The following is a 15813-nucleotide window of genomic DNA, read 5'->3' on the forward strand; positions in this document are numbered from 1 at the left end:
TTCTCTGGAAATGGCATGATCAAGGAAAGAATGACGCCGGAGGAGTTGGCCCGACTCACTGGCTACAGTCGACAAACCATCAATAAATGGGTGCGCAAAGAGGGCTGGGCAACGTCGCCAAAGCCTGGCGTACAGGGTGGAAAAGCACGCCTGGTGCATGTGAACGATAAAGTTCGCGATTTTATCCGCAGCGCACGCAGGGCACCCGACGCCGCGACCTTACCAGAAATAGCCGGAGACAACTCGCTCTCTGCCCTGCTCCTGACGCTGGCAAATGAGATGACGCCAAAAGAGCAGAAACAGCTCTCCTCTTTATTACTCCGGGAAGGGATCTCGGGATTGTTACAACGCTTAGGGATACGTGATTAAACGCTTATGAAAAGCTTACGCAGCAAAATGACCACCGAGGAGCTGGCGGATAGTCTGGGTGTCGCCAGGCAGACCGTGAATCGCTGGATACGTAAAAACGGCTGGAAAACAGAAGGAATTAACGGGGTCAAAGGTGGACGCGCTCGCCTGGTCTATATTGATGCTCAGGTGCGTAAACACATCATGAATATTCCGGCGATCCGTAAACGTCAAGCGCTCTACCAACTGGCGGAAAGTATCCCTCCATATGGTGATAACAGACCCACTGCTGTTTTACGGCAAATTACCGATGCGCTAGAGAAGATGACGACAGATGAGCAGGAACGTCTGGCATTGCTGTTGGCACGGGAAGGGATAAAAGGTTTTCTCACCCGCCTCAATCTGCAGGCAAGCGGGACATAAAAAAAACGGCAGGCTTGACCCTGCCGTTTTTACATCCTGACGAGATTACTGCTGGCTTTCTCGCTCGGCGATATAGCCCAGCGCTTTATTGATGCGCGCCACGCTGCGTGATTTGCCAATAGCGTGTACGGTAACGTCCAGCGCCGGAGACTGACCCGCACCGGTAACGGCTACGCGCAACGGCATGCCCACTTTACCCATCCCCACTTCCAGCTCATCGGCAGTCGCCTGAATGGCATTATGCACAGCTTCAGCGCTCCAGTCGGTAAGGGTAGCCAGTTTATCGCGAACCACTTCCAGAGGCTGACGCGCAACCGGACGCAGGTGTTTCTTCGCCGCATCTGCATCAAACTGCTCGAAATCTTCATAGAAATAGCGGCAGCTTTCGGCAATTTCTTTCAGCGTTTTGCAGCGCTCGCCGAGCAGTTTCACCAGCTCAGCCAGCTGCGGGCCATTGCGGGTATCGATGTTAGCCTGCTCAATATGCCATTGCAGATAGGTTGCAACGTATTCTGGCTGCATCGTATTGATGTAGTGATGGTTCAGCCACAGCAGCTTATCAGTATTGAATGCACTGGCCGATTTGCTCACCGCGCCCAAAGAGAAAAGCTTAATCATCTCTTCACGGCTGAAAATTTCCTGATCGCCATTAGACCAGCCCAGACGCACCAGATAGTTCAGCAGGGCTTCCGGCAGATAACCATCGTCGCGGTACTGCATCACGCTAACGGCACCATGACGTTTCGACAGTTTTTTGCCGTCGTCACCGTTGATCATGGAGACATGCGCATAGACCGGTACCGGTGCGTTCAGCGCCTTGAGGATGTTGATCTGACGTGGCGTGTTATTGATATGATCTTCACCACGGATCACGTGGGTGATCTCCATATCCCAGTCATCAACGACTACGCAGAAATTGTAAGTTGGTGAGCCATCGGTACGACGGATGATCAGGTCATCGAGCTCCAGGTTACTGAACTCAATCGGACCACGGATCTGATCGTCGAAGATCACCGAGCCCTCTTCCGGATTGGCGAAACGCACTACGCAAGGTTCATCATCTGCGTGGTGCTCATGACCGTGGCGGCAGCGGCCGTCGTAACGCGGCTTTTCATTATTTGCCATCTGCGACTCACGCAGCGCCTCAAGACGCTCTTTAGAGCAGTAGCATTTGTAGGCGGTGCCCGCTTCCAGCATCTCATCGATGACGGCGTTATAGCGGTCAAAGCGTTTGGTCTGGAAGTAAGGGCCTTCATCCCACTCCAGATTCAGCCAGTTCATGCCATCCATGATGGCTTCAATTGCTTCCGGCGTAGAACGCTCAAGGTCGGTATCTTCGATACGCAGAACGAAATCACCGCCATTGTGACGCGCAAAAAGCCAGGAATAGAGAGCAGTACGCGCACCGCCGACGTGCAGATAGCCGGTAGGGCTTGGCGCGAAGCGAGTTTTGATTTTCATGAAGTGGCCTTACAGTAATAAAGATGCCGACAACCGGCATATCCTGGAAATGAGAGTGGGCAATATTCTATCACTCCAGCCTGAATCCTCAATCTTGTTGCAGCCGGAACCGCCACCTTTGCCATTTTTGTATAGAAATCATGCTGCCTGGCGCGTTTTGCGATCGTTTTGCCTAATTTTACGACGAACAAACAAAATCTTTAGAAAAGGCGTTGACTCATTTTCAACTCTCCCTATAATGCGACTCCACACAGCGGGGGTGATTAGCTCAGTTGGTAGAGCATCTCCTTTACACGGAGGGGGTCGGCGGTTCGAGCCCGTCATCACCCACCATCTTCTTCGATGGCTCGCAGTGTAGATAAGAATTGAGATTGGGCGATTAGCTCAGTTGGTAGAGCATCTCCTTTACACGGAGGGGGTCGGCGGTTCGAGCCCGTCATCGCCCACCATTCTCACCTTATCGCAGCAGTTCCGAAATGGGCGATTAGCTCAGTTGGTAGAGCATCTCCTTTACACGGAGGGGGTCGGCGGTTCGAGCCCGTCATCGCCCACCATTTCGGGTCGTTAGCTCAGTTGGTAGAGCAGTTGACTTTTAATCAATTGGTCGCAGGTTCGAATCCTGCACGACCCACCAATGTAAAAAAGCGCCCTAAAGGCGCTTTTTTGCTATCTGTGATTTGAAAGATTCGAACCTGCAGCAGGCTCGAGCCGAACGCAGTGAGGCACCGGAGCCGTTTACGGCGACGGCCCGAAGGGCGAGCGAAGCGAGTCATCCTGCACGACCCACCAATGCAAAAAAGCGCCCTAAAGGCGCTTTTTTGCTATCTGCGATTTGTACTCTGCATGCACTCGGTAACTCCCCTTTCTCTATCGTCTTTATCAATCGCTCAACCGAAGATTTACATGCCAATAACCTTTCGCCTCGTTACCTGTCATTTCTTGCAGGTGATCTCAAGTAGAGGCGAACTTATGCCGATAAAAGGGATTTCCGGCAAGAGATCTTTATATGACTACAATTCAGGCATCAACCCCATCAATACAGACCAGCAGTAACAGTAAAAGCGGCTCAAGCGATAACAGCATTGCTGGGCAAATCAGCCGCATCACGGCCCAAATTTCTGAACTGAGCCAGAAATTTAAGGATATTGCCCTGGGAAGCGGCACTCCCGAAGAAAAAAAGGAGCAACAAGAGATACTGAAAGCGCAAATTGACGGCCTGCAGGCACAACTGCAGATGCTGCTCCGTCGTCAGGCTGAAGAGGCAAAACAAAAACAAGAACAGGCGCAAGCTAAAGTGGAAGGCGTAAACAAACCTTCCGATGAGCATGAAATTGATATTTACGTTTAACGCGCCTCATAGTTAAACAAGGGATCGCGCATACGGGCTTGTGTGAGCTGTTCAGCCTGGATGCGCACCACCTCCCAGATCGCCTGCGCCGCGCCAGAAAGCGAACGATTTTTACGCCGCACCAGCATTAACTTACGCTCGACTGCAGGCGTAAATCGTTTCACCGTGAGCTGGCTCCCCTGCGGTAAAGGCAGAGCCAGAGCCGGGAGAACGCTAATACCAATCCCGGCTTCAACCATCGGGAAGAGCGTCGCAGGATGTCCAATCTCCTGGACTATGGTGGCATTCACCTGTTGGTCCGCAAGGGCGGCATCGATCAGCGGTCGACTTCCTGAGGCATAGTCCTGCAACACCAGCTTTGCTCCTTCCAGCGCTTGCCACGTCACGCTCGTCTGCGCTGCCAGCGGGCTATCGTTACGACAAAGCAGTAAGAATGGCTCCGAGAGCACGACTTCACACTCAAGGTCGCTTACCGGGCCAGGATCGATAACGATGCCGAAATCTACCTCTCCCTGACGAATACTTTCCAGCACCCACTGTTGAGGCCGATCATGCAGCACAAAATTGATATCGGGGTAACATTGATTACTTTGCGCGATACAGTGTGGAATCAAATGCGCCGAAATGGTCTGACTGGCGGCTACACGTACCGTGCCTGAAAGCTGCTGCCCTACCCTTCCTACATCGCGAAGCGTGCTCGAAAGCTCATCTAACAAACGCGCCAGCCGCGCGGCCAGCTGTTGCCCCGCCTCGGTGAGTATCACTTCACGCGTGGTTCTGTCCAGCAGGCGCACGCCCGTTTGCTGTTCCAGCTCTTTCACGCTATGACTTACAGCAGACTGGCTCAATCCAATCATCTCTCCGGCGCGGCTAAAGCTTTTCGCCTGTGCGACGGTGACAAAAACACGAAGTTGACGCAGGGAGTAATTCATCTGTTTTACTCATAAATAGATGCAATAAATCAATTTTATTTCTCAAACGGATAAAAGCACAATAGCAGCATCTGTTTTCAGGAGTGGTTATGAAAATTTTAAAGATTCTTGATCCGTTTACGTTAACGCTGGTGGTCACCGTATTACTCGCCTCTTTCTTCCCGGCGAGGGGCGGTTTTGTCCCCTTCTTTGAAGGGCTGACCACCGCCGCTATCGCGCTGTTGTTCTTTATGCATGGCGCAAAGCTGTCGCGCGAAGCAATAATTGCGGGCGGCAGCCACTGGCGACTGCACCTCTGGGTGATGTGTAGCACTTTCGTTATCTTCCCGGTGCTGGGCGTGCTTTTTGCCTGGTGGGCCCCCGTTAACGTAGATCCGGCGCTCTATAGCGGCTTCCTTTATCTGTGCATTCTGCCTGCCACCGTCCAGTCCGCCATTGCCTTTACCTCACTTGCAGGGGGTAACGTTGCGGCTGCGGTCTGTTCGGCGTCGGCCTCAAGCCTATTGGGGATCTTCGTATCGCCATTGCTGGTAGGGCTGGTCATGAATCTGCACGGCGCAGAAGGCAGCCTCGAGCAGGTGGGTAAAATCATGCTGCAATTGCTGCTGCCGTTTGTGCTGGGACATCTTTCCCGCCCCTGGACTGCCGCCTTTGTGGCAAAACACAAGAAGTGGATCTCTAAAACTGACCAGACTTCCATTCTGCTGGTGGTCTACTCTGCCTTTAGTGAAGCGGTAGTCAACGGTATCTGGCATAAAGTGGGCGTGGGTTCGTTGCTGTTTATCGTGGTGGTAAGCCTGGTGCTGCTGGCGATTATTATTGGCATCAACGTGTTTGCCGCCCGCCGCTTCGGCTTCAATAAAGCGGATGAGATCACTATTGTCTTCTGTGGGTCGAAAAAGAGCCTGGCGAACGGTATCCCGATGGCCAATATCCTCTTCCCGACAGCGGCAATAGGGATGATGGTGCTGCCGCTGATGATCTTCCATCAATTGCAGCTGATGCTCTGCGCAGTGCTGGCGCGCCGTTATAAACAGCAGACCGAGAAGTTGCAGGCGCAGGAAGAGACCCGCGCCGCGAAGGCTTAAGGGCGTTTCAGGGGCTGAACCAGCTGGGTCAGCCCCTCTGTTTTGATCAGTAACGTGATAGCCATCAGCTCACCCAGTCGCCCGGCAGGGAATTCATCTTTACGGGCAAACCACAGCAGATACTCTTCCGGCAAATCAATCAGCCTGCGGCCTTTATATTTACCGAATGGCATCTCTGTATTGGCAATCTCAACAAGCTGCTCCTTCTCCACGTTACTCTCCCAGCAGACGCATCATTTCATCTTCGTCGATAACGTCAATGCCAAGCTCCTGCGCTTTCGCCAGTTTTGAACCGGCCGCTTCGCCGGCGATCACCAGATCGGTTTTCTTTGAGACGCTACCCGCCACTTTCGCCCCCAGTGCCACCAGACGCGCTTTCGCATCATCACGTGAAAGCTGGCTAAGGCTGCCCGTCAATACTACGGTTTTACCCGCAAACGGACTGTCGATCTCCTCGGCATTGACCACCACTGGCGCAGGCCATTGAATGCCCTCTGCCAGCAGGTTGCCAATCACCTCGCGGTTGCTCTCTTCAGCAAAGAAGTTGAAGACGTGTGTCGCAACCACAATACCGACATCCGGTACCTTTTGTAGTTCGTCAATGCTGGCTTTTTCAAGCGCCTCCAGGGTACCGAAGTAGGCCGCCAGCCCGGCTGCCGTCGCTTCACCCACTTCACGGATCCCCAGTGCATAGAGGAAGCGGGCAAAGGTAGTCTGTTTCGCGGCTTCCAGAGCATTGACCACATTCTGCGCCGATTTAGGTCCCATACGATCAAGGCCCGTCAGCTTACCGGCGGTCAGCCTGAACAGATCGGCTGGGTTATGGACGTACTCTTTCTCGACCAGTTGATCGATAATTTTGTCACCCATGCCGTCCACATCCATGGCGCGGCGGGAGACAAAGTGCTTCAGCGCCTCTTTACGCTGCGCACCGCAGATCAATCCGCCGGTGCAGCGGGTAACGGCCTCACCTTCCACACGCTCCACATCAGAGCCGCACACCGGACAGTGGGAGGGGAAGACAATAGCGCGGGTATCGGCCGGTCGCTCGGACTCCACCACGTTAACGACCTGCGGAATAACGTCCCCTGCGCGCCGTATGACCACTTTGTCGCCAATGCGCAGACCCAGGCGCGCGATTTCATCGGCATTATGTAGCGTGGCGTTGCTCACCAGCACGCCAGCCACCTGGACGGGCTCAAGGCGCGCCACCGGCGTGATTGCGCCGGTTCGTCCTACCTGGAACTCGACGTCCCGAACAACGGTCAGCTGTTCCTGTGCCGGGAATTTGAAAGCCACTGCCCAGCGCGGAGCGCGCGCCACAAAGCCAAGCTGCTCCTGTAACGCGAGCGAGTTGACCTTGATCACCACGCCATCAATATCGAAGCCGAGCGTTGGGCGGTCCTCTTCAACCTTGCGGTAGAACGCCAGCACGGCTTCGGGAGAATCGCAAAGCTGCACGCGGTTGCTCACCGGCAGGCCCCACTTTTTAAACTGGAGTAAACGTCCCAGATGGGTATCCGGCAGTTCACCGCCCTCCAGTATTCCCACCCCATAACAGAAGAAAGTAAGTGGTCGCTTCGCGGTGATACGCGGGTCAAGCTGGCGCAATGAACCAGCCGCAGCGTTACGGGGGTTGGCGAAGACTTTTCCACCCGTACGGCGAGCGTCGTCGTTAATTTTTTCAAACCCGGCCTGCGGCAGGAACACTTCTCCGCGCACTTCCAGCCGCGCAGGGATGTTGTCGCCGTGCAGCTTCAGCGGAATGGCGCGAATGGTACGGACGTTCGTGGTGATATCTTCACCGGTAGTGCCATCGCCGCGGGTGGCGGCACGTACCAGCACACCGTTCTCATACAGCAAGCTCACCGCCAGGCCATCGAGCTTAAGCTCACAGCACCAGGTCAGTACATCCACGCTCTTTAAACGGTCTTGCACGCGTTTATTAAAGGCGAGGAAGCTCTCTTCATCAAAAACGTTATCCAGGGACAGCATCGGCACTTCATGACGTACCTGAGTAAACGCCGTCAGCGGCGTGGCACCCACGCGCTGGGTAGGCGAGTCCGGCGTAATCAGCTCCGGATGCTGCGCTTCGAAATCGCGCAGTTGGCGCAGCAGGCGATCGTACTCCGCGTCCGGGATTTCGGGGGCATCCATCACGTGATACAGGTATTCATGATGGCGAAGCGTGGTTCGCAGTTCAGTGAGTTGTTGTTCGATAGAGTCCATGTCGCACCATCAATGAGAAAAACCCCCGACAGGCGGGGGTTGATAAGGGATGAAACGAACGCCAGGCTTAGGCGTTTGCTTCCTTAACTTCGCGGATACGGTCCTGATACTCACGCAGCTTCTGCGGTGTCATCATGCGACGCTGATCGTCAAGTACCACCCCACCCACTTCATCGGCGATATGCTGAGCGGACTGCAGCATCAGCTTAAAGTTTTGCACTTCATCACCGTAAGAGGGCACCTGCATAAAGATTGTGACGCCGGGTGTAGTGAAATCACCGGTCATTTCAGGGTCAAAGGTTCCCGGATTCACCATATTGGCCAGGCTAAAGAGGGCTGGGCCGCTGCCGTCCGGACTCAGATGACGATGGAAGATATTCATATCGCCAAACTTGAAACCAGCCTGCTGAATACTGTTCAGTAATACATCACCGTTTAACCATGTCCCATGATGCGCAGCGACGTTCATGACGATGACCGTCTCTTTACGCTGCGGTTTTTCTACCACGGGCTCTTCAACCACAACCGGCTCTGGCTCAACTACTGGCGTAGGCTGCTGTACCTGAACAGGCTGCGGCTCTGGCTGCAGTGGCTGTTGCACAGGCTGCGGCTGATGGACAGGCTGCTGTTGCACAGGCTGAGGCTGATGCACAGGCTGCGGTTGATGCACAGGCTGCTGTGCTGCGGGTTGCGGAGCCTCCGGCTGAGTCTGTACAGGCTGCTGCGTCTGATGAACAGGCGCTTCTACCGGTGCCGGCTTAGCGGGGCGCGGCTGAGCAGAGGCATACGGCGGCTGGTACTGGTGCTGCGAAGGACGGGGGGCTTCGTGCTCCCCAAAGCCTGCGCCGGGCGCACTGTGAGTACGATGAACGCGAACTTCACCCACGCCTTCGTCTTCAGATTCCATGTCGTCATCATCGTTCTCATCGTCACGTTGAGACTTCATGCGCTTTAGTGGGCGATCGCGAAACATAGAGGAACGCTCTTTACGGCTGGTCCAGAAACCGTGCACCAGTAAAGCGAGTATGGCGATCGCGCCAACAATGATTAATATCAGACGCAAATCCTGCATCATTATATTCTCTGTTGTTCTAACACCTTGCCACCACGGCAAACATTTACTCACTAAGAGTATTTGCCGATTACGTCAAGTGCAAGTGGATGCAGAGCATTCACCGCATAAAGATGAATTAAATCGTGCTTTTTGCTGTTTTTTCGAACATTTCCGAACTGGTCAACAGCGTGCAACTGGCTAATATAGGCAGGCAATTTCACTGGTTGCGATAAAAGGAGCTCAACCTGGTTATGGTTTCATCAAATTCTACCTCCCCTCGCAGTGGCGTCTGGTACTTTTCACAGGGCTGGAAGCTGGTCTCCCTGCCAGGCATCCGCCGTTTTGTGATCCTGCCACTGGTGATCAATACCTTACTGATGGGGGGCGCATTCTGGTGGCTGTTTCATCAGCTCGATAGCTGGATCCCATCATTGATGAGTCATGTACCCGACTGGCTGCAATGGCTGAGCTATCTGTTATGGCCTATTGCAGTCATTTCCGTGTTACTGGTCTTTGGCTACTTTTTCTCAACCCTGGCGAACTGGATTGCGGCGCCGTTTAACGGTCTGCTGGCCGAACAGCTTGAAGCGCGCCTTACCGGCGCAACGCCGCCCGATACCGGTATCCTGGGCATCATGAAAGATCTGCCGCGCATCATGAAACGCGAGTGGCAAAAGCTCGCCTGGTACCTCCCCCGTGCCGTGGTGTTGCTGATCCTCTATTTTATCCCCGGTATCGGACAAACCGTGGCCCCGGTGCTCTGGTTCTTGTTTAGCGCCTGGATGCTGGCGATTCAATACTGCGACTACCCCTTCGACAACCATAAAGTGCCTTTTAAAGAGATGCGCACGGCCCTTCGTTCGCAAAAGGTTGCCAATATGCAGTTTGGTGCCCTGACGAGCCTCTTCACGATGATCCCGCTGCTCAACCTCTTTATTATGCCCGTCGCCGTCTGTGGCGCGACTGCCATGTGGGTGGACTGCTACCGTCCGAAACATGCTTTGTGGAAATAAGGTCAAAAAGGAGTGGCTTATATCACTCCTTATTCCATACTGATCCCCATTATTTCCTTGTAGCATATAGATATGCGAATTCCTTACTTCCCCATACTTATTCAGCAGGTATGCTGGGTCGGTATCCCAATTTCATACAGTTAAGGACAGGCCATGAGTAAGATTTTTGAAGATAACTCGCTGACTATCGGTCATACGCCCCTGGTTCGACTGAACCGTATCGGTAATGGACGCATCCTGGCGAAGGTCGAATCACGTAACCCGAGCTTCAGCGTGAAATGCCGTATCGGTGCCAACATGATTTGGGATGCGGAAAAACGTGGCGTGTTGAAAGCGGGCGTTGAACTGGTTGAGCCAACCAGCGGGAACACCGGTATTGCTCTGGCCTACGTCGCCGCGGCGCGTGGTTATAAACTGACGTTAACCATGCCTGAAACCATGAGTATCGAACGCCGCAAGCTGCTGAAAGCGCTGGGGGCGAATCTGGTGCTGACCGAAGGCGCCAAAGGGATGAAAGGTGCCATCCAGAAAGCAGAAGAAATTGTTGCCAGCGATCCGGCTAAATATCTGCTGCTTCAGCAGTTCAGCAACCCGGCAAACCCGGAAATTCACGAGAAAACCACCGGTCCGGAAATCTGGGAAGATACTGACGGCCAGGTCGATGTGTTTATCTCCGGTGTGGGTACCGGCGGTACGCTGACGGGCGTAAGCCGTTATATTAAAGGCACGAAGGGCAAAAAAGATCTCATTACCGTCGCCGTCGAGCCAACAGATTCCCCGGTCATTGCTCAGGCACTGGCAGGTGAAGAGTTAAAACCAGGCCCGCACAAAATTCAGGGCATTGGAGCAGGCTTCATCCCGGGTAACCTGGATTTGAAGCTTATCGATAAAGTGGTTGCCATCAGTAACGACGAAGCGATTTCTACCGCACGCCGCCTGATGGAAGAAGAGGGTATTCTGGCGGGTATCTCCTCTGGTGCCGCCGTGGCCGCTGCGTTAAAATTGCTTGAAGATGAAACCTTTACCAACAAGAATATCGTGGTTATTCTGCCGTCTTCGGGTGAGCGTTATTTAAGTACGGCCCTGTTTGCCGATCTCTTTACTGAGAAAGAACTGCAACAGTAATGCCAGAATGTAAATAATGCGTAAAAAAGCACCCTTATGGGTGCTTTTTTGTGGTCCACGTCAAACTTTTGCCTCTATCGGCATTGCTTCACCCTGTTAGCTCTGGTATTTAAGCTGGCAATTATTTTGATGCGCGAAATTAATCAACGCACGAAATCACGCTGCTGAATCGATTTTATGATTTGGTTCAAGTCTTGCTTCCACGGCATAATGTTTAATGTGACGAAGCGTCAGTTGCAAGACATGCAGGCACCAGGTTACGTCATGCGCTAACGTATACCGCGTACCCTTAAGTCGGTGCTAACAATACAGGCTAAAGTGGAGCCGCCAGGCTAGACTTTAGTTCCACAACACTAAACCTATAAGTTGGGGAAATACAATGTTCCAGCAAGAAGTTACCATTACCGCTCCGAACGGTCTGCACACCCGCCCTGCTGCTCAGTTTGTTAAAGAAGCAAAAGGCTTCACTTCTGAGATCACTGTGACTTCCAACGGCAAAAGCGCCAGCGCAAAAAGCCTGTTTAAACTGCAAACTCTGGGCCTGACTCAGGGTACCGTCGTAACCATCTCCGCTGAAGGCGAAGACGAGCAGAAAGCAGTTGAGCATCTGGTAAAACTGATGGCTGAGCTCGAGTAAGTATCCGGGTTCTTTTCAATATCAGTCACAAGTAAGGTAGGGTTATGATTTCAGGCATTTTAGCATCCCCGGGTATCGCTTTCGGCAACGCACTGCTGCTGAAGGAAGACGAGATCGTCATCGACCGGAAAAAAGTTTCTGCCGACAAGGTTGATCAGGAAGTTGAACGTTTTCTGAGCGGTCGTGCAAAAGCATCTGCGCAGCTGGAAGCGATCAAAACAAAAGCTGGTGAAACTTTTGGCGAAGAAAAAGAAGCCATCTTCGAAGGGCATATCATGCTGCTCGAAGATGAGGAGCTGGAGCAGGAAATCATAGCCCTGATTAAAGATAAGGGCATGACGGCCGACGCGGCTGCGCATGAAGTTATCGAAGGCCAGGCAACCGCCCTGGAAGAACTGGATGATGAGTACCTGAAAGAGCGTGCGGCTGACGTACGTGACATCGGTAAGCGCCTGCTGCGCAACATCCTGGGTCTGGCAATCATCGACCTGAGCTCCATTCAGGACGAAGTTATTCTGGTTGCTGCTGACCTCACCCCGTCTGAAACCGCACAGCTGAACCTGAACAAGGTGCTGGGTTTCATCACCGATGCGGGCGGACGTACCTCCCACACCTCAATTATGGCGCGTTCTCTGGAGCTGCCAGCCATTGTGGGCACCGGTAGCGTCACCACTCAGGTGAAAAACAACGACTATCTGATTCTGGATGCCGTAAACAACAAAGTTTACGTCAACCCAACTAACGAAGAGATCGAGCAACTGCGTGCCGTTCAGGAGCAGGTTGCTACCGAGAAAGCCGAACTCGCGAAGCTGAAAGATCTGCCGGCTATCACGCTGGATGGTCACCAGGTTGAAGTTTGCGCTAACATCGGTACCGTCCGTGACGTCGATGGCGCTGAGCGCAACGGTGCGGAAGGTGTGGGTCTGTATCGTACTGAATTCCTGTTCATGGACCGTGACGCGCTGCCTACTGAAGAAGAGCAGTTCGCCGCATACAAAGCCGTTGCTGAAGCCTGTGGCTCTCAGGCGGTCATTGTCCGTACCATGGACATCGGTGGCGACAAAGAGCTGCCGTACATGAACTTCCCGAAAGAAGAGAACCCGTTCCTGGGCTGGCGTGCAGTGCGTATTGCCATGGATCGCAAAGAGATCCTGCGTGACCAGGTTCGCGCCATTCTGCGTGCTTCCGCTTTCGGTAAGCTGCGCATCATGTTCCCGATGATCATCTCCGTTGAAGAAGTGCGTGCCCTGAAAAAAGAGATCGAAATCTTTAAACAGGAACTGCGTGACGAAGGTAAGGCATTTGACGAGTCAATCGAAGTGGGCGTGATGGTGGAAACACCGGCAGCGGCGACAATTGCGCGTCATTTAGCCAAAGAAGTCGACTTCTTTAGTATTGGTACCAATGATTTAACGCAGTACACCCTGGCAGTTGACCGTGGTAATGATATGATTTCACATCTCTACCAGCCAATGTCGCCGTCCGTACTGACGCTTATCAAGCAAGTTATTGATGCTTCTCATGCTGAAGGTAAATGGACAGGCATGTGTGGTGAGCTTGCAGGCGACGAACGTGCTACACTTCTGTTGCTGGGTATGGGTCTGGACGAATTCTCTATGAGCGCCATTTCCATCCCGCGCATTAAGAAGATTATCCGTAACACGAACTTCGAAGATGCGAAGGTATTAGCAGAGCAAGCTCTTGCTCAACCGACAACGGACGAGTTAATGACGCTGGTTAACAAGTTCATTGAAGAAAAAACAATCTGCTAATCCACGAGATGCGGCCCAAATTACTGCTTAGGAGAAGATCATGGGTTTGTTCGATAAACTGAAATCTCTGGTTTCTGATGATAAAAAAGACTCCGGAACTATTGAGATTGTTGCTCCGCTCTCCGGCGAGATCGTCAACATCGAAGACGTGCCGGATGTAGTGTTCGCAGAGAAAATCGTTGGTGATGGCATTGCTATCAAACCGACCGGTAACAAAATGGTTGCACCGGTTGACGGTACTATCGGTAAGATTTTTGAAACCAACCACGCGTTTTCTATCGAATCTGATAGCGGTATTGAACTGTTCGTACACTTCGGTATCGACACCGTCGAACTGAAAGGCGAAGGCTTCAAGCGCATCGCTGAAGAAGGTCAGCGTGTGAAAGTAGGCGACCCGGTCATTGAATTCGATCTGCCATTGCTGGAAGAGAAAGCCAAGTCTACCCTGACGCCGGTTGTGATCTCCAACATGGACGAAATCAAAGAACTGATCAAACTGTCTGGCAGCGTCACCGTGGGCGAAACCCCGGTTATCCGCATCAAGAAGTAATTTGCCACACAGAAAAATGGCGCCTTCGGGCGCCATTTTTGTTTCTACGCTGGGAGAATAAGCTCGTCGTAGCCCTTTTGCAGGGTATAGTCCATCACTTCAGTCACCCGATTACCGGCCAGTGCTATCGCCTCAGCTACCGGCTTGCCTCGTACGATACCGCTTACCAACTCTGAGCAGAACAGATCGCCCGTCCCTTTCAGATCGGCCTGCACGCGCGGATGCGCGCTCACGCTAACGCCCCCGGCCGTCACCAGCACCACGTGAATGTGGTCGGGATCCGCCGCAACGGGTGCGCTGGTGATGGCGACCCACTTCAGCGTCTCGCTGAGCAGACTTTTCGCCGCCGCAATTGCGCTCTCCGGCGTACGACAGGACTGGCCGCTCAGCACTTCCAGTTCGAAAACGTTGGGCGTAATGCCCTGCGCTAACGGCAGCAGATACTGGCGGTAGGCTTCAGGGATCTCGGGCTTAACGTACATCCCGCTATCCACATCGCCGATCACCGGATCGACCAGCACCAGCAGTTCGGGATGGCTGGCTTTAATCGCGCTCAGCCATTTGGCCAACAGCGCAATCTGGCTGGCGCTCCCCATATAGCCCGTGGTCACTGCCTTCAGTTCACGCAGGACGTCACGCTCTTCCAGCGCCTGCAGATAGCCGACAAACCACTCGTCAGGAATGACGCCGCCGTAGAAGGTGTCATAGTGTGGCGTATTACTGAAAAGCACCGTAGGAACGGCGGTGACGGTAAGCTGATGGCGGCGAATGTTTGGCACCGCAACGCTGTTACCCACGCTGCCATAAACGACCTGAGACTGTACCGCCACGATATCGCTCTGCTGCGCCCGGGTTTTATCCCGAAATAAAATCATCTCCATGAGGCTTAAATCCCCGCACCCTGCGAATAACTCTCTTCACCAAAGACGCCCGTAGAAAGATAACGATCGCCACGATCGCAGATAATCGCCACTACGACCGCGCCCGGATGTTGCGCGGCGACACGCAACGCACCGGCTACTGCGCCGCCCGAACTGACGCCACAGAAGATACCTTCGCGCATGGCCAGCTCACGCATTGTATTTTCCGCCTCGCGCTGATGAATATCCAGTACCTGATCCACCAGTTGTGCATTATAAATGCCCGGCATATATGCCTGCGGCCAGCGACGAATGCCCGGGATACTGCTCCCCTCTTCCGGCTGTAAGCCAACTATCGTGACCGCGCTGGGCTGCTCGCGCAGAAAGCGCGACACGCCGGTAATGGTTCCGGTGGTGCCCATACTGGAGACAAAATGGGTGATCCGCCCCCCGGTCTGCTGCCAGATTTCCGGCCCAGTGGTGGTGTAATGCGCATACGGGTTATCCGGATTATTGAATTGATCCAGCAGCTTACCCTCGCCCCGACTGGCCATCTCAAGGGCCAGGTCGCGTGCCCCTTCCATCCCCTGTTCCTTCGTGACCAGAATGAGCTCGGCGCCGTAGGCCCGCATGGCAGCTCGTCGCTCCTGGCTCATGTTGTCGGGCATCAGCAGTTTCATGCGATAACCTTTCAGGGCAGCGATCATCGCCAGCGCAATGCCGGTGTTGCCGCTGGTCGCTTCAATCAGCACGTCGCCGGGCTTAATCTCGCCCCGCAACTCGGCCTGCACAATCATCGACAGCGCAGCTCTGTCTTTCACCGAACCCGCAGGATTGTTGCCTTCCAGTTTGACCCAGACTTCGCTGCCATTGGCTGGCCCCATGCGCTGAAGCCTGACCAGAGGAGTGTTGCCGATGGTTTGCTCTAATGTGTTCACGATTTTTGCTCAATAAAAAGCCCGGCTAGCGCAGC

The 15813-nt window shown here is 53.6% G+C and carries 16 protein-coding genes, 4 tRNA genes and 1 other RNA gene; 14 read left to right on the forward strand and 7 right to left on the reverse strand.

The features are described 5' to 3' along the window. Positions 1 to 15 precede the first annotated feature (15 nt). Both JZ655_RS14915 and JZ655_RS14920 read left to right on the forward strand, forming a co-directional pair. Positions 16 to 369, forward strand: coding sequence for a YfeC-like transcriptional regulator (locus tag JZ655_RS14915; protein ID WP_040074598.1), 354 nt, complete (start codon positions 16 to 18; stop codon positions 367 to 369). Positions 370 to 375: 6 nt separating this feature from the next. Then, a complete protein-coding gene (locus JZ655_RS14920; RefSeq protein ID WP_207292175.1) occupies positions 376 to 771 on the forward strand; it encodes a YfeC-like transcriptional regulator in 396 nt (131 codons plus the stop codon). A 45-nt stretch (positions 772 to 816) separates the two neighbouring features. On the opposite strand, the gene gltX is transcribed toward JZ655_RS14920, so the two are convergent. After that, the gene (gltX, locus tag JZ655_RS14925) at positions 817 to 2232 is read right to left on the reverse strand and encodes a glutamate--tRNA ligase (RefSeq protein ID WP_046884650.1); all 1416 of its coding nucleotides are present in this window, start codon (positions 2230 to 2232) and stop codon (positions 817 to 819) included. A gap of 257 nt (positions 2233 to 2489) precedes the next feature. On the opposite strand from gltX, the gene JZ655_RS14930 reads away from it, so the two are divergent. The 6 genes from JZ655_RS14930 (at position 2490) to JZ655_RS14955 (ending at position 3580) form a co-directional block, all read left to right on the forward strand. Continuing rightward, positions 2490 to 2565 (forward strand) — tRNA-Val (locus JZ655_RS14930). A gap of 40 nt (positions 2566 to 2605) precedes the next feature. Continuing rightward, positions 2606 to 2681: transfer RNA gene (locus JZ655_RS14935), tRNA-Val, on the forward strand. A 29-nt stretch (positions 2682 to 2710) separates the two neighbouring features. Then, positions 2711 to 2786 (forward strand) — tRNA-Val (locus JZ655_RS14940). Positions 2787 to 2790: 4 nt separating this feature from the next. Next, positions 2791 to 2866 (forward strand) — tRNA-Lys (locus JZ655_RS14945). A gap of 29 nt (positions 2867 to 2895) precedes the next feature. Further along, positions 2896 to 3021, forward strand: a non-coding RNA gene (locus JZ655_RS14950) — RtT sRNA. 217 nt (positions 3022 to 3238) lie between these two features. Beyond that, the gene (locus JZ655_RS14955) at positions 3239 to 3580 is read left to right on the forward strand and encodes a FlxA-like family protein (RefSeq protein ID WP_040074595.1); all 342 of its coding nucleotides are present in this window, start codon (positions 3239 to 3241) and stop codon (positions 3578 to 3580) included. Here the strand turns inward: JZ655_RS14955 and JZ655_RS14960 are convergent. Next, positions 3577 to 4512 carry a LysR family transcriptional regulator gene (locus JZ655_RS14960; protein WP_207292176.1) on the reverse strand — a complete coding sequence of 312 codons (936 nt, stop codon included), beginning with the start codon at positions 4510 to 4512 and terminating at the stop codon, positions 3577 to 3579. The genes JZ655_RS14955 and JZ655_RS14960 overlap by 4 nt on opposite strands. An 89-nt stretch (positions 4513 to 4601) precedes the next feature. On the opposite strand from JZ655_RS14960, the gene JZ655_RS14965 reads away from it, so the two are divergent. Continuing rightward, positions 4602 to 5600 (forward strand): bile acid:sodium symporter family protein, encoded by a 999-nt coding sequence (locus JZ655_RS14965; RefSeq protein WP_046884647.1) that lies wholly within the window; start codon positions 4602 to 4604, stop codon positions 5598 to 5600. Here the strand turns inward: JZ655_RS14965 and JZ655_RS14970 are convergent. From JZ655_RS14970 to zipA, 3 genes are all read right to left on the reverse strand, one after another. Next, positions 5597 to 5812 carry a DUF3820 family protein gene (locus JZ655_RS14970; RefSeq protein WP_003861328.1) on the reverse strand — a complete coding sequence of 72 codons (216 nt, stop codon included), beginning with the start codon at positions 5810 to 5812 and terminating at the stop codon, positions 5597 to 5599. The two genes, JZ655_RS14965 and JZ655_RS14970, sit on opposite strands and share 4 nt — an antisense overlap. Position 5813: 1 nt before the next feature. Beyond that, positions 5814 to 7829, reverse strand: coding sequence for an NAD-dependent DNA ligase LigA (gene ligA, locus JZ655_RS14975; protein ID WP_207292177.1), 2016 nt, complete (start codon positions 7827 to 7829; stop codon positions 5814 to 5816). Between the two features lie 67 nt (positions 7830 to 7896). Further along, positions 7897 to 8904: a cell division protein ZipA gene (gene zipA, locus JZ655_RS14980; RefSeq protein ID WP_207292178.1), complete on the reverse strand. Its 1008-nt coding sequence runs from the start codon at positions 8902 to 8904 to the stop codon at positions 7897 to 7899. Positions 8905 to 9134: 230 nt separating this feature from the next. On the opposite strand from zipA, the gene cysZ reads away from it, so the two are divergent. The 5 genes from cysZ to crr all read left to right on the forward strand — a co-directional run bounded on the left by cysZ (position 9135) and on the right by crr (position 13980). Further along, the gene (gene cysZ / locus JZ655_RS14985) at positions 9135 to 9896 is read left to right on the forward strand and encodes a sulfate transporter CysZ (RefSeq protein WP_207292179.1); all 762 of its coding nucleotides are present in this window, start codon (positions 9135 to 9137) and stop codon (positions 9894 to 9896) included. A 153-nt stretch (positions 9897 to 10049) separates the two neighbouring features. After that, positions 10050 to 11021: a cysteine synthase A gene (gene cysK / locus JZ655_RS14990; RefSeq protein WP_046884645.1), complete on the forward strand. Its 972-nt coding sequence runs from the start codon at positions 10050 to 10052 to the stop codon at positions 11019 to 11021. A 379-nt stretch (positions 11022 to 11400) separates the two neighbouring features. Next, entirely contained in the window at positions 11401 to 11658 is a 258-nt protein-coding gene (gene ptsH / locus JZ655_RS14995; RefSeq protein WP_000487600.1) for a phosphocarrier protein Hpr, read from the forward strand. A gap of 44 nt (positions 11659 to 11702) precedes the next feature. Continuing rightward, positions 11703 to 13430: a phosphoenolpyruvate-protein phosphotransferase PtsI gene (gene ptsI, locus JZ655_RS15000; RefSeq protein WP_040074587.1), complete on the forward strand. Its 1728-nt coding sequence runs from the start codon at positions 11703 to 11705 to the stop codon at positions 13428 to 13430. Between the two features lie 40 nt (positions 13431 to 13470). After that, positions 13471 to 13980, forward strand: a complete 510-nt coding sequence (gene crr, locus JZ655_RS15005; protein ID WP_003861316.1) for a PTS glucose transporter subunit IIA — start codon at positions 13471 to 13473, stop codon at positions 13978 to 13980. 44 nt (positions 13981 to 14024) lie between these two features. On the opposite strand, the gene pdxK is transcribed toward crr, so the two are convergent. Continuing rightward, entirely contained in the window at positions 14025 to 14861 is an 837-nt protein-coding gene (gene pdxK, locus JZ655_RS15010) for a pyridoxine/pyridoxal/pyridoxamine kinase (RefSeq protein WP_040074585.1), read from the reverse strand. Positions 14862 to 14866: 5 nt separating this feature from the next. Next, the gene (gene cysM / locus JZ655_RS15015) at positions 14867 to 15778 is read right to left on the reverse strand and encodes a cysteine synthase CysM (RefSeq protein ID WP_040074584.1); all 912 of its coding nucleotides are present in this window, start codon (positions 15776 to 15778) and stop codon (positions 14867 to 14869) included. Between the last annotated feature and the right edge of the window lie 35 nt (positions 15779 to 15813).

The sequence above is a fragment of the Leclercia pneumoniae genome (assembly GCF_017348915.1).
GTDB classification, from domain to species: Bacteria; Pseudomonadota; Gammaproteobacteria; order Enterobacterales; family Enterobacteriaceae; genus Enterobacter; species Enterobacter pneumoniae.

Coding starts and splice junctions, on each gene's coding strand:
- gltX (WP_046884650.1), bottom strand. CDS start 2,232: ATGAAAATCAAAACTCGCTTCGCGCCAAGCCCTACCGGCTATCTGCAC.
- JZ655_RS14955 (WP_040074595.1), top strand. CDS start 3,239: ATGACTACAATTCAGGCATCAACCCCATCAATACAGACCAGCAGTAAC.
- cysZ (WP_207292179.1), top strand. CDS start 9,135: ATGGTTTCATCAAATTCTACCTCCCCTCGCAGTGGCGTCTGGTACTTT.
- crr (WP_003861316.1), top strand. CDS start 13,471: ATGGGTTTGTTCGATAAACTGAAATCTCTGGTTTCTGATGATAAAAAA.
- cysK (WP_046884645.1), top strand. CDS start 10,050: ATGAGTAAGATTTTTGAAGATAACTCGCTGACTATCGGTCATACGCCC.
- JZ655_RS14915 (WP_040074598.1), top strand. CDS start 16: ATGATCAAGGAAAGAATGACGCCGGAGGAGTTGGCCCGACTCACTGGC.
- JZ655_RS14920 (WP_207292175.1), top strand. CDS start 376: ATGAAAAGCTTACGCAGCAAAATGACCACCGAGGAGCTGGCGGATAGT.
- JZ655_RS14965 (WP_046884647.1), top strand. CDS start 4,602: ATGAAAATTTTAAAGATTCTTGATCCGTTTACGTTAACGCTGGTGGTC.
- ptsH (WP_000487600.1), top strand. CDS start 11,401: ATGTTCCAGCAAGAAGTTACCATTACCGCTCCGAACGGTCTGCACACC.
- zipA (WP_207292178.1), bottom strand. CDS start 8,904: ATGATGCAGGATTTGCGTCTGATATTAATCATTGTTGGCGCGATCGCC.
- JZ655_RS14960 (WP_207292176.1), bottom strand. CDS start 4,512: ATGAATTACTCCCTGCGTCAACTTCGTGTTTTTGTCACCGTCGCACAG.
- ptsI (WP_040074587.1), top strand. CDS start 11,703: ATGATTTCAGGCATTTTAGCATCCCCGGGTATCGCTTTCGGCAACGCA.
- pdxK (WP_040074585.1), bottom strand. CDS start 14,861: ATGGAGATGATTTTATTTCGGGATAAAACCCGGGCGCAGCAGAGCGAT.
- ligA (WP_207292177.1), bottom strand. CDS start 7,829: ATGGACTCTATCGAACAACAACTCACTGAACTGCGAACCACGCTTCGC.